Source organism: Pseudomonas quasicaspiana (genome assembly GCF_021147825.1).
Lineage (GTDB): Bacteria > Pseudomonadota > Gammaproteobacteria > Pseudomonadales > Pseudomonadaceae > Aquipseudomonas > Aquipseudomonas quasicaspiana.
Genome location: NZ_JAGTPI010000016.1, coordinates 56,344 through 70,332, shown reverse-complemented (window position 1 = coordinate 70,332; position 13,989 = coordinate 56,344). Strand labels below are relative to the sequence as shown.

Below are 13,989 nucleotides of genomic sequence, written 5' to 3'. Positions count from 1 at the left end.
TGCCCAGTTCTCGGTTGGAAGCTCTCCCGCCTTCTGTGCCAACATGTCTTCTGATCAAAACGAATCAGGCCGTCTGCTATGTGCCTGACGTAAAACCCAATAAGAATGAGGATCCGCGCCATGCAAGACGTCGTTATCGTTGCCGCCACTCGTACCGCTGTCGGAAGTTTCCAGGGTTCACTGGCGAATGTCTCCGCAGTCGATCTGGGCGCAGCGGTTATTCGCCAACTCCTGGCGCAGACCGGACTTGAGGGTGCGCAGGTCGATGAAGTCATCATGGGGCAGGTGCTCACGGCCGGTGCCGGTCAGAACCCGGCGCGTCAGGCAGCAATCAAGGCAGGCCTGCCGTTTGCAGTTCCGGCAATGACCCTCAATAAAGTCTGCGGCTCGGGCCTCAAGGCTCTGCACCTGGCCACTCAAGCCATTCGCTGTGGCGACGCCGAAGTGATCATTGCAGGCGGCCAGGAAAACATGAGCCTGTCCAACTACGTTATGCCGGGCGCACGAACCGGTCTGCGCATGGGCCACAGCACGCTGGTGGATACCATGATCAGCGATGGTTTGTGGGATGCATTCAACGACTATCACATGGGCATCACGGCGGAAAATCTTGCTGACAAGTACGAAATCAACCGCGAAGCTCAGGATGCGTTCGCTGCATCCTCCCAGCAGAAAGCCGTTGCTGCGATTGAAAGCGGACGCTTCGTGGATGAGATCACGCCGATTCTGATCCCGCAGCGCAAAGGCGACCCTGTAGCTTTCGCCACCGACGAGCAACCGCGTGCTGGTACCACCGCTGAAACACTGGGCAAACTCAAACCGGCGTTTAAGAAGGATGGTTCGGTAACGGCCGGTAACGCCTCTTCGCTCAACGATGGCGCAGCGGCTGTGATCCTGATGAGTGCGTCCAAGGCGGCTGAGTTGGGCTTGCCTGTGCTGGCGCGTATTGCCGGGTATGCCAATGCCGGTGTTGACCCTGCAATCATGGGCATCGGCCCGGTCAGCGCGACGCGTCGCTGCCTGGATAAAGCCGGTTGGTCGATTGAGCAACTGGAGCTGATCGAAGCCAACGAAGCCTTCGCCGCGCAGGCGTTGTCTGTCGGTAAAGAGCTGGGTTGGGACATGGCGAAGGTCAACGTCAACGGCGGAGCCATTGCTTTGGGCCACCCGATTGGCGCATCAGGCTGCCGGGTGCTGGTTACTCTGCTGCACGAGATGATCAAGCGCGATGCCAAAAAAGGTCTGGCGACGCTGTGTATTGGCGGTGGTCAGGGCGTGGCGCTGGCTTTGGCGCGGTAATCAAAACCTCTGACCTGGAATACGAATTTTTGGAGCAGAGCTTGGTCTGGGCGGCATTTCCGACGATAAACGAAAACCCGGCCTGCCTTCGAACTGCGACACATGCATCGCGGGCAAGCCCTGCTCCCACAAGGATTGCATTCACAACCTGAAATCAGGCCTTACCTGAAACTGTCGCGCCTACATCCTGGGCCTTGCGACGCTGTGTATCGGCGGTGGTCAGGGCGTGTCGCTGGCGTTGGCGCGGTAATCAAAACCTCTGACCTGGAATACGAATTTTGGGAGCAGAGCTTGGTCTGGGCGGCATTTCCGACGATAAACGAAAACCCGGCCTGCCTTCGAACTGCGACACATGCATCGCGGGCAAGCACCGCTCCCACAGGAATGGATTCACAGGCCGACACCGCAGTAGATACCAGCCTGACCTGATAAACTGCCGCGCCTACATCCTGCCTAGGCGCTTTGCATGTCTTCCTTGATTCAGGCGCTCAGCGTCGCCCTCGATAACCGTCAACCGCTGCTTGCTGAGCTGCATCAGCAAGGTACGGACTGTTACCGGCTGTTCCACGGCAGCCAGGAAGGCGCGAGCGGTCTGACCCTCGACCGTTACGGCCCGCAACTGCTGGTGCAAAGCTTCCATACACGTCTGGAGCGCGATGCCTTGCTTGAGCTGCATGCCGCCGTAAACGCCCGGCTTGGCCTGGATTTACTGCTGGTTTACAACGACCGCTCCCAAGGCAACTCGCGGATTGATCGCGAAGATGCCGTCTACAAGGCCGAACCCGCAGCACTGGAAGACCTGATTGGCCACGAATGGGGTCTCAATTACCGTGTGCGCGGGCGGCATGCCGGGCAGGATCCGCTGTTGTTTCTCGACCTGCGAAACACCCGGGGCTGGGTCAAGCAGCACAGTAAAGGCAAAAGCGTACTCAACCTGTTCGCTTACACCTGTGGTGTTGGCCTGAGCGCTGCGGCGGGCGGTGCCAGTGAGGTGTGTAATCTGGATTTCGCCGAAGGCAACCTGGCAGTGGGTCGTGAAAACGGTGCACTTAATCCGCAACTGCCTGGCATGTCGTTCATTCAATCCGATTACTTTCCGGCGATCCGTCAATTGGCAGGCTTGCCCATCACTCAGCGACGCGGTCACAAACTGCCCGATTACATGAAGCTTGAACAGCGTCAGTACGATCTGGTGCTGCTCGACCCACCTGCATGGGCGAAAAGCGCTTTCGGCACAGTGGACTTGCTGCGCGATTATCAAAGCCTGCTCAAGCCTGCGCTGCTGACCACCGCCGACAATGGCGTATTGATCTGCTGCAACAATCTGGCAAAAGTCAGCATGGATGATTGGCGCGAGCAGGTATTGCGCTGCGCAACCAAGATCGGGCGCCCGGTCCGCGATTGGCAGGTCATGCCGCCCGCTGCAGACTTCCCTTCAATGGACAATCAGCCACCGCTGAAGACCCTGATCTTGCATCTCTGATTGCCGTACAGAGTTTAGGGAAATATCCCACAACATGGAGAGGCGGTGCCTTCGGAACCAGATTGGCATGCCATACTCCAAGGAGCTCCCATAAAGTCCGATAAAGAGAGACGACGCCTCACATGTCCAAAGGATTGATACGCGCGATTGGTACCCTTCTGGTCGTTTTCGGACTCTATAGCATTCTGGGCTTTCTGATTTTGCCCGGTGTTGGTTTGCGCATTGCCAACCAGCAACTGGAGAACTATTCCACCGTTCCGGCACGCCTGGAGCGCATTGAATTCAACCCCTACAGCCTGGAACTGACCCTGTGGGGCCTGAATATCGGCGCACCGGGCAAAGAACAGGTTGGTTTTGAAAAGCTTTACGCCGATCTGCAGATCGATAGTCTGTGGACCCGCGCCCTGCACTTGCAGGCTATTGAGTTGATCAAGCCCAAGACAGAGCTGTTATTCGATAAAGACGGCGCGCTGAACCTGACTCAGCTATTCAAGCTGCCGCCGAGCGACCCTGCTGCTGCCGAGGAACCCGCCAGCAAGCCCTTCCCGCTGCGCATCGACCAGATCAAACTGGCCGACGGTTACGTGCGTTTTCAAGACATGCGCCCCAGCGAACCGATTGAGTTCCTTTACGACAAACTGAATTTTGAGCTGAAAAACCTCAGCACATTGCCTGAAGACAATGCGGATATGACACTGGTCGCCGCAGGCCCGGATGGCGGCCAGATTGATTGGGTCGGACGTATAAGCCTGATTCCAATTACTTCCGAAGGCACTTTGAAAGTCACTGACAGCAAGATGAAGCTTTGGTGGCCTTATGTACGTGACGCCCTGCCGCTGGTATTGAAAGACGGCGTACTCAATTTCAGCACGGCCTATTCGCTCAATCTTTCGAAAGAAACCGAACTCAAGCTGACTGATACTGCGCTCAGCATTGCGCCGCTCAGCATTGACGCTCCGGATGGACGCCCACTGGCGCGCTTGCAGCGGCTTGACGTAACCGAGAGCTCCGTCGACCTGGCTAAACAATTGGTCACTGTCGGAAAGATCCGCAGCACCCGACTGGAAACCTGGGCAGCGCTGGAGGCTGATGGTCAACTGGACTGGCAAAAGCTATTCGCCAGCCAGCCCGCCAAACCTGCTGCCAAATCAACAGCCTCGTCTGCACAGAAAGTTGCGGTGGACGACAAGGCTGCACCGGCACCGGCTACAGCCGACGCTCAACCACCGACTGCCAAACCCGCTGCGCCTTCCAAGCCGTGGCAAGTACTGCTCAAAGACGTGCAACTGCGTGACTATCAGGTTCACCTTGCAGACCGTAGCCAGAAAGAACCGGTCGCTCTGGACGTGGGTCCGCTCAATCTGGACATGCAGAACTTCGACAGCCTGAACAAATCACCGTTTACCCTGAAGCTCGATACCGGCGTCGGCAAGCAGGGCAAGCTTACCGCTGCGGGCGACGTAAATCTGAACCCGGTCAGCGCAAAGCTGCAGGTCACTGCTAAAGATATCGATCTACGTATTGCTCAGGCTTATATCAGCCCGTTTATTCAGCTGGAACTTCGCAGCGGTATGCTGGGTAGCGATCTGGCAGTCAATCTTAAAAGCACCGAGCCACTGGCGTTCAACATCAATGGCAAGGCGCAAGTCGAACAGTTGCACACGCTGGATACACAGAAAAAACGTGACTTCCTCAAGTGGCAAAAGCTCACGCTGGAAGGCCTCAATTACCAGCACGGCGACAGTCTGAACATTGCCAAGGTCAATCTGGAGCAGCCTTACGCTCGCTTCATGATCAACAACGACCGGACGACCAACATCGATGACCTGCTGATCCCGCAACCGGCAGACAAAAAGCCAGTCGCCAAAACCAGCGCTTCAGCCCGTAAGGAAAAGCCGCTGGGCATTCGTATCGGTGAGGTGAATATCAATGACGGCTCGGCCAACTTTGCCGACTTCAGCCTGACACCGAACTTCGCCACCGCCGTTCAACAACTCAATGGACGCATCGGCACGCTGGATAATCGCCAGTCCAATCCTGCCACTGTAAACGTGAACGGTAAGGTTGACCGTTATGCGCCAGTCACCATCAAAGGCAGCCTGAACCCGTTTGACCCGATGTCTGCGCTGGACATCGCCACCAGCTTCAAACGCGTTGAGCTGACCACACTGACACCTTACTCGGGCAAGTTCGCCGGGTATCGCATCCGCAAAGGCCGACTCAATCTGGACCTGCATTACAAGATCACCAAAGGCCAGCTGAAGGCTGAAAACAAGGTAGTGGTCGAGCAATTGGAGTTGGGCGAGAAGGTTGACAGCCCGGATGCCGTGGACCTTCCCCTGCGTCTGGCCGTTGCGCTGCTCAAAGACGTCAATGGACGGATATCCATTGAGCTGCCGGTATCAGGCGATTTGAACAACCCGCAGTTCAGCGTCATGCCGATTGTCTGGCAGACCCTGCGTAACCTGGTGGTACGCGCGGCAGCAGCACCGTTCAACTTCATTGGCGGGTTGGTCAGTGGCGGAGGCTCGGAGGACCTGAGCAGCATCAGATTTGCGCCGGGGGCCACCGACCTCAGCCCTGATACTCAGAAAGCGCTGGATAAGCTCGCAGCAGCGCTCAATGAGCGCCCTACCCTGCGTCTTGAGATTGAAGGTACCAGCGCAGCAAGCAGCGATGGCCCGTTCCTCGCCCAGCAGCGTCTTGAACGCGAATACCAGTACACGTACTACAAGATCCTGCAGCGCCGCGGCGACAAGGTTCCGGCCAGAGCCGCAATGGTTAATGTGCCAGACAATGAAAAATCGCCGATGCTGGAAGGCATTTACCGCGCCCGTCTGAAGAAGCAGCCGCCAGCGCAATGGGCGGATCTGGGCAAGGAAGAGCGCTCCAACAAGATGCGCGCGGAGATTATTCAGTTCTGGAGCGGCAACGAGGTACTGTTGCGAGAGCTCGGGCAGAATCGTGCCAGCAGTATCAAGGATTACCTTGTGGACAAAGGAAAGCTTGAAGACGAGCGCGTCTATTTCGTCGATGCCAGGCTTGGTCAGGCAGAGAAAGATGGCAGCGTGATCAGTCCATTGCATCTGGACAGTGAGTAACCCAACGCTATGCGCATTTATTTGATTTCATGTTTCGCAGTGCTGGCGGCACTGTCGGCTTCAGCTCAGGCTTCTACTTTGCGCTGCGGCAGCCAACTCATTAGCGCGGGTGACCGTGCGTTCGAGGTGCAGCAGAAATGCGGTATGCCCGTCAGCCAGGAAGTCATCGGCACCAAGGAGACCTTCAGCGGTAATTACCGCCAGTCCGAAGAGGTGAAGATTGAAGAATGGATCTACGGGCCGGACCACGGCATGTATCAGTACCTGCGCTTTGAAGGTGGTCGGCTGGTCAGGATAGACAGCAAGCGCGGGAATTGAAGGGAACACCCTCTAATCCTGTAGGAGCTGCCGAAGGCTGCGATGACGTTGCATCAGGATGAATGCATCGCAGCCTTCGGCAGCTCTCACCAACCATAAAATAACTGCTCGAATTTAAATCTTTTTTCTGCAGGCCTGCGGTGCGTCAGCGAAAAATGCGCTCCCTGACCAGATCCCATCGCGGGCAAGCGCGCTCCTACAGGTCCCCATTTGCTGCGCGACAGCGCTGTGTCAGGAACACTGAGCGATCTCCTACAGGTAATGGATTTAAATTGCAGAGCTGTATTTTAGAACCATAGAAAAAGCCCCGACGTTTCCGCCGGGGCTTTTAATGACCACATCCCTGTAGTCCTTCGCATGAACCTTTCCAGAATCAGCGGTTACCCATCCAGGTCACCCGCCAATCCTTTTACTCGTTCAGCGATGAATGTCTGATTACTCAGCTTTCAGGCCTGCAGCCGATACGTCTTTAACACCTTTGATTTTCTTGGTGATAGCGACGGCAGTGTTTTTCTGAGCTTCGGTCACTTTGACCATGGAGGACAGGGAAACCACACCTTTGTTGGTCTCAACCTTGATGTCCGAACCTGGGATGCCTTTTTCAGTCAGCAGGTCAGCTTTGACTTTAGTGGTGATCCAAGTGTCAGAAGTATCTTCTTTCACTTCTTGAGTAGTGGTGTTAGCAGCTACAACCATTGGGGTAGCGGCGGTCTGAGCGAAGGCAGCGTTGGCCATAGTCAGAGTCAGTGCAGTAGCGGTGGCAGCAGCAATAGCGAACTTCTTCATACGAGTAACTCCTGTTTTTCTCAGAAACTGCGCCAGCAAGTGGCAGCAGGGTTACTGGTATATATCGCAAGCGCTGTGCCAAGAATGAAACAGCCTTAAAAGCCAATAAATTCAGACACTTATAAAAACTCCTGAATTTCGGAATCGTGCAGATTGCCCGCTCACCACTACTTTCGCGTGCAAGATGCATGCTTTGCCCGCCTCACAAGAAAGTTCCGTAACTACTTAATTACACACATAAAAAAAGGATCCCGAAGGATCCCTTTTCTGTTACTTACTGATCGACAGATCAGACGCCCGATGCTTTCGCAGCAGCAACGTCTTTGATCGACAGCTTGATGCGGCCACGGTTGTCGACGTCCAGTACCAGCACTTCGACTTCCTCGCCTTCTTTCAGGATGTCAGTCACTTTCTCAACGCGAGCATCGCTCAGCATGGAGATGTGAACCAGACCGTCCTTGCCAGGCAGGATGTTGACGAATGCGCCGAAGTCGACGATGCGCTCAACCTTGCCCACATAGATCTTGCCGATCTCGGCCTCAGCAGTGATACCCAGAACGCGCTGACGTGCTGCTTCAGCTGCTTCCTTGGTTTCGCCGAAGATCTTGATTGAGCCGTCGTCTTCGATATCGATCGAAGCTTTGGTCTCTTCACAGATTGCACGGATGGTCGCGCCGCCTTTACCGATAACATCACGGATTTTGTCGGTGTCGATTTTCATCGCGATCATGGTCGGAGCGTTTTCCGACAGCTCGGTACGCGACTGACCAATGATCTGGTTCATCTGGCCGAGGATATTCAGGCGCGCTTCCAGGGCTTGGCCCAGAGCGATTTCCATGATTTCTTCGGTAATGCCTTTGATCTTGATGTCCATCTGCAGCGCGGTAACACCTTTGGCGGTACCGGCTACTTTGAAGTCCATGTCGCCCAGGTGGTCTTCGTCACCCAGGATGTCGGTCAGGATGGCGAACTTCTCGCCTTCTTTAACCAGACCCATGGCGATACCGGCAACAGGTGCCTTCATCGGTACACCAGCGTCCATCAGCGCCAAGGAAGCACCGCAAACGGAAGCCATGGAGCTGGAACCGTTGGACTCGGTGATTTCCGAGACGATACGGATGGTGTACGGGAACACGTCAGCGGCAGGCAGCATGGCCTGAACCGAACGACGCGCCAGACGACCGTGACCGATTTCACGACGACCAGCACCACCCATGCGACCACACTCGCCCACCGAGAACGGAGGGAAGTTGTAGTGCAGCATGAACGGGTCTTTTTTCTCGCCTTCCAGGGTATCGAGCAACTGCGCGTCACGTGCGGTACCCAGAGTGGCAACAACCAGTGCCTGAGTTTCGCCACGGGTGAACAGAGCCGAACCGTGAGTCTTCGGCAGAACACCGACTTCGATGTTCAGCGGACGTACAGTGCGAGTGTCGCGACCGTCGATACGTGGCTTGCCGTTAACGATGTTCTCACGAACGGTGCGGTATTCGATTTCACCGAAAGCTGCTTTGACTTCGCTGGCAGTCGGGCTGCCTTCTTCTACAGCGAGTTTGGCAACGATCTGATCTTTCAGCTCGCCCAGACGCGCGTAACGGTCAGCTTTTACAGTGATGGTGTAAGCCTGGGAAATCGCGTCGCCGAACTCAGCGCGGATAGCGCTCAGCAGCGAAGTGGCTTCAGGCTTCGGCGTCCAGGCCCAGGTAGGCTTGGCAGCTTCGGCGGCCAGTTCTTTAACGGCCTTGATCACCGACTGGAATTCGTCGTGGGCGAACAGTACTGCGCCCAGCATCTGGTCTTCAGTCAGCTCTTTGGCTTCCGATTCAACCATCAGAACGGCTTCTTCGGTACCGGCTACAACCATGTCCAGGCTCGAAGCCTTGAGTTGCTCGTAGGTCGGGTTCAGCAGGTAGCCGGTGCTTTCGTGGAAAGCAACGCGAGCTGCGCCGATCGGGCCATCGAAAGGAATGCCGGAGATTGCCAGAGCAGCCGAAGTACCGATCATCGCAGCGACGTCCGGATCGGTTTTCTTGCTGGTGGAAACGACGGTGCAGACAACCTGCACTTCGTTCATGAAGCCTTCCGGGAAGAGCGGACGGATCGGACGGTCGATCAGACGGGAAGTCAGGGTTTCTTTTTCGGAAGGACGGCCTTCACGCTTGAAGAAGCCACCAGGGATTTTACCTGCAGCGTAGGTTTTTTCCTGGTAGTGCACGGAAAGTGGGAAGAAGCCTTTGCTTGGGTCTGCTGTCTTGGCGCCGACCACAGTCACAAGTACGGTGACGTCGTCGTCAACGGTGACCAATACAGCACCTGAAGCTTGACGGGCAATACGGCCAGTCTCGAGGGTTACGGTCGATTGACCGAATTGAAATTTCTTGATTACCGGGTTCACGGTTTCCTACCTTCTTTGTGGCTCTTGGGGAACTGGTTTCTTGCGAATTCTTGGGCGGTGCGGGGAATCGGCCCCACGACTGTCCAGATACAACTAGAGGCTGGGAGCCTGCCAGCCTTACCGAAAAACGGTAAGACAACGACAGACAACCAACCTCTATCCGAGTCGTTATTAGCGACGCAGACCCAGACGACCGATCAGGGCGCTGTAACGGCTAACGTCCTTACCTTTCAGGTAATCCAGCAGCTTACGACGCTGGTTTACCATACGGATCAGACCACGACGCGAGTGGTGATCTTTACCGTTGGCCTTGAAGTGGCCTTGCAGTTTGTTGATGTTGGCGGTCAGCAGTGCAACTTGCACTTCTGGCGAACCAGTATCACCAACAGCTTGCTGGTAGTCGGTTACGATCTGAGCTTTTTCTTCAACGCTGAGTGCCATGTGGGCAATCCTTTTATCAGGAAACCATTCCGAAGAGCGGTTTCAACAGGCCAAGGGCAAACCCTTGTATTAAAAGATGAGGAATGACCGTGCCTGTTAACAGCCATCCTCTCCCGGATCATTCACATGACCCGAGGTTCGGTCATTCTGACCGAATCAAACGACGTGGCGCGATCCGCCCGTCTTCGCTCACTTCACCGATACCGATGAAGCGACCATTGTGATCCTGCACCCGAACCATGCCGAACTGCGGCGCGTCCGGTGCTCTTACTGGCTGACCATGCAACCAGTAAAACGAACTGTGTTCCGAAAACTGCAATAACGGCCAGTCCTGCAAACCGCTGTCCGATGGCATCAGGAAGCGATCAACCGCTTCGTTACCGCCGTCGGCGTGCACTTGCTCCAACTCTTCCAGGGTGACCGTCTGGGCCAAGCTGAAAGGTCCGGCCTGTGTACGACGCAGTTGCGCGACATAAGCACCGCAACCCAGTTTCTCACCAATGTCTTCTACCAGGGTACGTATATATGTACCTTTGCTGCAATCGACCGAGAAGCGTGCAGTATCTGCGTCACTTTCGAGCAATTCCAGGCGCGCAATAGTAACAGAACGCGGTTCGCGCTCCACTACTTCCCCGGCACGAGCGAGCTTGTAGAGCGGCTGCCCATCACGCTTGAGCGCAGAGTACATGGGTGGTATCTGACTGATTTCACCGCGAAATTCCGGCAAAACCGCCTCGATATCGGCACGACCAACGGTCACCGGACGCGTCTGTAAAACATCACCTTCGGCATCGCCGGTAGTCGTGGTTTTACCTAACTGCGCCAGGGTTTCGTAGGACTTGTCTGAATCGAGCAGGTATTGCGAGAACTTGGTGGCTTCACCAAAGCACAATGGCAGGACGCCACTGGCCAAAGGGTCGAGGCTGCCGGTGTGGCCGGCTTTCTCGGCATTGAGCAACCAACGCACCTTTTGCAAAGCCGCGTTGGAAGTGAAGCCCAGCGGTTTGTCGAGCAGGATGATCCCGCTGACGTTACGACGAATGCGCTTGACCTGAGCCACGCCTTATTCCTCGTTGCTTGCTGGCTTGGTGCTTTGCGGCGCGTCACCGGCATGCTGGCCGTCTTCGGCAACTGCACGTTCGATCAGGGCCGACAGGTGCGCACCACGCACGACGCTTTCGTCGTAGTGGAAGTGCAACTGAGGCACGCTGCGCAGTTTCATTTCACGGGCCAGTTGCATCCGCAGGAAGCCTGCAGCGGAGTTCAGCACCTTGATGGTCTGCGAAATTTCTTCTGCGCTGTCCTGACCCATGACGGTCATGAAAATCTTGGCGTGACCCACGTCGCGGCTTACATCAACCGCAGTGATGGTGACCAGACCGACACGCGGGTCCTTGATTTCGCGACGGATCAGTTGAGCCAGCTCACGCTGCATCTGATCGCCAATGCGTTGGGTACGGCTATATTCTTTTGCCATGTTTTGCTACCTGATACTGACCGGGGGCGAAACCCTCGCGGTCTGAAAGCGGCAAACGCCCGGCCTGACAGATGTCGGACCGGGCGTTGCGTGTTGAGCCCATGACAGGGTCTGCGGCATTTGCATGCGAAGACCTGCCATGGCTCCTATAGCTCGCGACTTAGAGGCTGCGAGCCACTTGGACCTTCTCGAAGACTTCGATCTTGTCACCGACTTTGACGTCGTTGTAGCTCTTGACGCCGATACCGCATTCCATGCCGGCACGAACTTCGGAAGCGTCATCCTTGAAGCGACGCAGGGATTCCAGCTCGCCTTCGAAGATAACGATGTCTTCACGCAGTACGCGAATCGGACGGTTACGGAAGACAACGCCTTCGATGACCATGCAACCAGCGATCGCGCCAAACTTCGGCGAACGGAACACGTCACGTACTTCGGCAATACCCAGGATATTTTCCCGAACATCGCTGCCAAGCATACCGGTAAGGGCTTTCTTGACGTCTTCGATGATGTCGTAGATCACGTTGTAGTAACGCATATCCAGACCTTCCTGCTCGACGATCTTGCGAGCGCCAGCATCGGCACGCACGTTGAAACCGAACAGTACAGCGTTGGAAGCCAGCGCCAGGTTAGCGTCGCTCTCGGTGATACCACCGACACCGCCGCCGACTACGCGCACTTGCACTTCGTCGTTACCCAGGCCGTTCAATGCGCCCTGCAGAGCTTCCAGGGAACCACGGACGTCAGATTTGAGGACGATATTGAGCGTCTTCTTCTCTTCCTGGCCCATGTTCTCGAAGATGTTCTCCAGCTTGCCAGCGTGAGCACGGGCCAGTTTGACTTCGCGGAACTTGCCTTGACGGAACAGAGCCACTTCACGGGCTTTCTTCTCGTCAGCCACTACGCTCATCTCGTCGCCAGCGTCCGGTGTACCGTCCAGGCCGAGAATCTCGACCGGAATGGATGGACCTGCTTCCTTGATTGGCTTGCCGTTCTCGTCGAGCATGGCGCGAACGCGGCCATAGTTCGAACCGACCAGGACCATGTCGCCCTGACGCAGCGTACCGTCCTGAACCAGAACAGTAGCAACTGGACCGCGGCCCTTGTCGAGACGCGATTCAACAACAACACCACGGCCAGGAGCCGACGGAGTTGCAGTCAGTTCCAGAACTTCAGCCTGCAGCAGTACCGCTTCGAGCAGCTCGTCAACACCGGTACCCATCTTCGCGGAGACCGAAACGAACGGTGTTTCACCGCCCCACTCTTCGGACGTCACGCCGTGAACCGACAGTTCACTGCGGATGCGGTCCAGGTCAGCGCCCGGCTTGTCGATCTTGTTCACTGCAACCACCAGCGGAACACCGGCAGCCTTGGCGTGTTGCACGGCTTCGATGGTCTGTGGCATCACGCCGTCGTCAGCAGCAACGACCAGAATCACGATGTCAGTCGCCTTGGCACCACGAGCACGCATTGCGGTAAACGCAGCGTGACCCGGGGTGTCGAGGAACGTGACCATGCCGCGTTCGGTTTCAACGTGGTAAGCACCGATGTGCTGGGTAATACCACCGGCTTCGCCAGCAGCAACCTTGGCACGACGGATATAGTCGAGCAGGGAAGTCTTACCGTGGTCAACGTGGCCCATTACGGTCACAACCGGAGCACGGGAGAACGTCTCACCTTCGAACTTCAGCGATTCTGCCAGGGAATCTTCCAGGGCGGTGTCGCTGACCAGAGTCACTTTGTGGCCCAGTTCTTCAGCAACCAGTTGGGCAGTTTCCTGATCCAGAACCTGGTTGATGGTGGCTGGGGTGCCCAGCTTGAACATGAACTTGATGATCTCAGCTGCCTTGACCGACATTTGTTGTGCCAGGTCGCCGACAGAGATGGTCTCACCGATTTTCACGTCACGAACCAGAGGACCGGTTGGGCTCTGGAAGCCGTGAGCGTTACGCTTCTTCAGCTTGGCCTTGCCACGACCACCACGACGGAAGCCATCGCTTTCTTCGTCAGTGGTACGCGGTGCAACGCGTGGCGCTGGCGCTTTCTCTTTAACAGAGGCGCGATGCGGGGCGTTCTTGCGATCGCCATCACCACCACGAGCGTTGCGATCATCGCTGCGCGGTTTGTCCGGGCGACGCTGTTCATCACGCTTGCGCACTTCGGCAACCGGTGCCGGAGCAGGTGCAGCAGGTGCTTCCTGAACAGGCTGGGCAACCGGAGCTGGCGCAGCTACGGCTTCAGAGGCAGCAGGTGCTGGCGCTGAAGGCTGATTACGCGCTTCTTCTTCGGCGCGGCGCTTGGCTTCTTCTTCAGCCTTCTGACGAGCAGCATTTTCTACGGCGCGACGTTCATCAAGCTCGCGCTTGCGCTCGGCCTCGATTTCTTCCGGGCTGCGCTGCACGAATACTTTTTTCTTGCGTACTTCAACGCTGATGCTTTTGCTGCCAGCAACACGCAGGGTGCTGGTGGTTTTACGCTGCAGCGTGATCTTGCGTGGTTCTTCCACTTTCGCCTTGTGACTGCTTTTCAAGTGAGTCAGCAAAGATTGCTTCTCACTGTCAGTCACCTTTTCTTCGGCGGCGGTGTGCGGCAGACCTGCCTCACGCATCTGCTGCAACAGGCGCTCTACCGGTGTTTTGACCTCATCGGCCAGTTGTTTCACCGTGACTTGCGTCATGCACTTCTCTCC

General features: G+C 56.3%; 10 protein-coding genes. 4 read left to right on the top strand and 6 right to left on the bottom strand.

What is annotated here, in order from left to right; translation table 11 throughout:
• Nucleotides 1–120: 120 nt before the first annotated feature.
• The 4 genes from KDX30_RS12375 (at nucleotide 121) to KDX30_RS12360 (ending at nucleotide 6,201) form a co-directional block, all read left to right on the top strand.
• Nucleotides 121–1,299: an acetyl-CoA C-acetyltransferase gene (locus KDX30_RS12375; protein ID WP_231675977.1), complete on the top strand. Its 1,179-nt coding sequence runs from the start codon at nucleotides 121–123 to the stop codon at nucleotides 1,297–1,299.
• Between the two features lie 466 nt (nucleotides 1,300–1,765).
• On the top strand, nucleotides 1,766–2,782 hold the full coding sequence (locus KDX30_RS12370; protein WP_231675976.1) for a class I SAM-dependent rRNA methyltransferase: 1,017 nt from the start codon (nucleotides 1,766–1,768) through the stop codon (nucleotides 2,780–2,782).
• Between the two features lie 122 nt (nucleotides 2,783–2,904).
• Nucleotides 2,905–5,883, top strand: a complete 2,979-nt coding sequence (locus tag KDX30_RS12365) for a DUF748 domain-containing protein (RefSeq protein ID WP_231675975.1) — start codon at nucleotides 2,905–2,907, stop codon at nucleotides 5,881–5,883.
• A gap of 9 nt (nucleotides 5,884–5,892) precedes the next feature.
• Nucleotides 5,893–6,201: a DUF2845 domain-containing protein gene (locus KDX30_RS12360; protein WP_099268111.1), complete on the top strand. Its 309-nt coding sequence runs from the start codon at nucleotides 5,893–5,895 to the stop codon at nucleotides 6,199–6,201.
• Between the two features lie 435 nt (nucleotides 6,202–6,636).
• Here the strand turns inward: KDX30_RS12360 and KDX30_RS12355 are convergent, their stop codons facing one another.
• The 6 genes from KDX30_RS12355 to infB form a co-directional block, all read right to left on the bottom strand.
• Nucleotides 6,637–6,987 (bottom strand): BON domain-containing protein, encoded by a 351-nt coding sequence (locus KDX30_RS12355; protein ID WP_099268112.1) that lies wholly within the window; start codon nucleotides 6,985–6,987, stop codon nucleotides 6,637–6,639.
• A 289-nt stretch (nucleotides 6,988–7,276) separates the two neighbouring features.
• Nucleotides 7,277–9,382, bottom strand: coding sequence for a polyribonucleotide nucleotidyltransferase (pnp, locus tag KDX30_RS12350; RefSeq protein WP_231675974.1), 2,106 nt, complete (start codon nucleotides 9,380–9,382; stop codon nucleotides 7,277–7,279).
• Nucleotides 9,383–9,553: 171 nt separating this feature from the next.
• Nucleotides 9,554–9,823: a 30S ribosomal protein S15 gene (gene rpsO / locus KDX30_RS12345; RefSeq protein WP_002555121.1), complete on the bottom strand. Its 270-nt coding sequence runs from the start codon at nucleotides 9,821–9,823 to the stop codon at nucleotides 9,554–9,556.
• Nucleotides 9,824–9,965: 142 nt separating this feature from the next.
• Entirely contained in the window at nucleotides 9,966–10,883 is a 918-nt protein-coding gene (gene truB, locus KDX30_RS12340; protein ID WP_122396377.1) for a tRNA pseudouridine(55) synthase TruB, read from the bottom strand.
• A gap of 3 nt (nucleotides 10,884–10,886) precedes the next feature.
• Nucleotides 10,887–11,300, bottom strand: a complete 414-nt coding sequence (rbfA, locus tag KDX30_RS12335; protein WP_027900327.1) for a 30S ribosome-binding factor RbfA — start codon at nucleotides 11,298–11,300, stop codon at nucleotides 10,887–10,889.
• Between the two features lie 160 nt (nucleotides 11,301–11,460).
• Nucleotides 11,461–13,977, bottom strand: a complete 2,517-nt coding sequence (gene infB, locus KDX30_RS12330; protein WP_027900326.1) for a translation initiation factor IF-2 — start codon at nucleotides 13,975–13,977, stop codon at nucleotides 11,461–11,463.
• Nucleotides 13,978–13,989 lie beyond the last annotated feature (12 nt).

Coding starts and splice junctions, on each gene's coding strand:
- KDX30_RS12370 (WP_231675976.1), top strand. CDS start 1,766: ATGTCTTCCTTGATTCAGGCGCTCAGCGTCGCCCTCGATAACCGTCAA.
- infB (WP_027900326.1), bottom strand. CDS start 13,977: ATGACGCAAGTCACGGTGAAACAACTGGCCGATGAGGTCAAAACACCG.
- KDX30_RS12365 (WP_231675975.1), top strand. CDS start 2,905: ATGTCCAAAGGATTGATACGCGCGATTGGTACCCTTCTGGTCGTTTTC.
- KDX30_RS12375 (WP_231675977.1), top strand. CDS start 121: ATGCAAGACGTCGTTATCGTTGCCGCCACTCGTACCGCTGTCGGAAGT.
- KDX30_RS12355 (WP_099268112.1), bottom strand. CDS start 6,987: ATGAAGAAGTTCGCTATTGCTGCTGCCACCGCTACTGCACTGACTCTG.
- rpsO (WP_002555121.1), bottom strand. CDS start 9,823: ATGGCACTCAGCGTTGAAGAAAAAGCTCAGATCGTAACCGACTACCAG.
- rbfA (WP_027900327.1), bottom strand. CDS start 11,300: ATGGCAAAAGAATATAGCCGTACCCAACGCATTGGCGATCAGATGCAG.
- KDX30_RS12360 (WP_099268111.1), top strand. CDS start 5,893: ATGCGCATTTATTTGATTTCATGTTTCGCAGTGCTGGCGGCACTGTCG.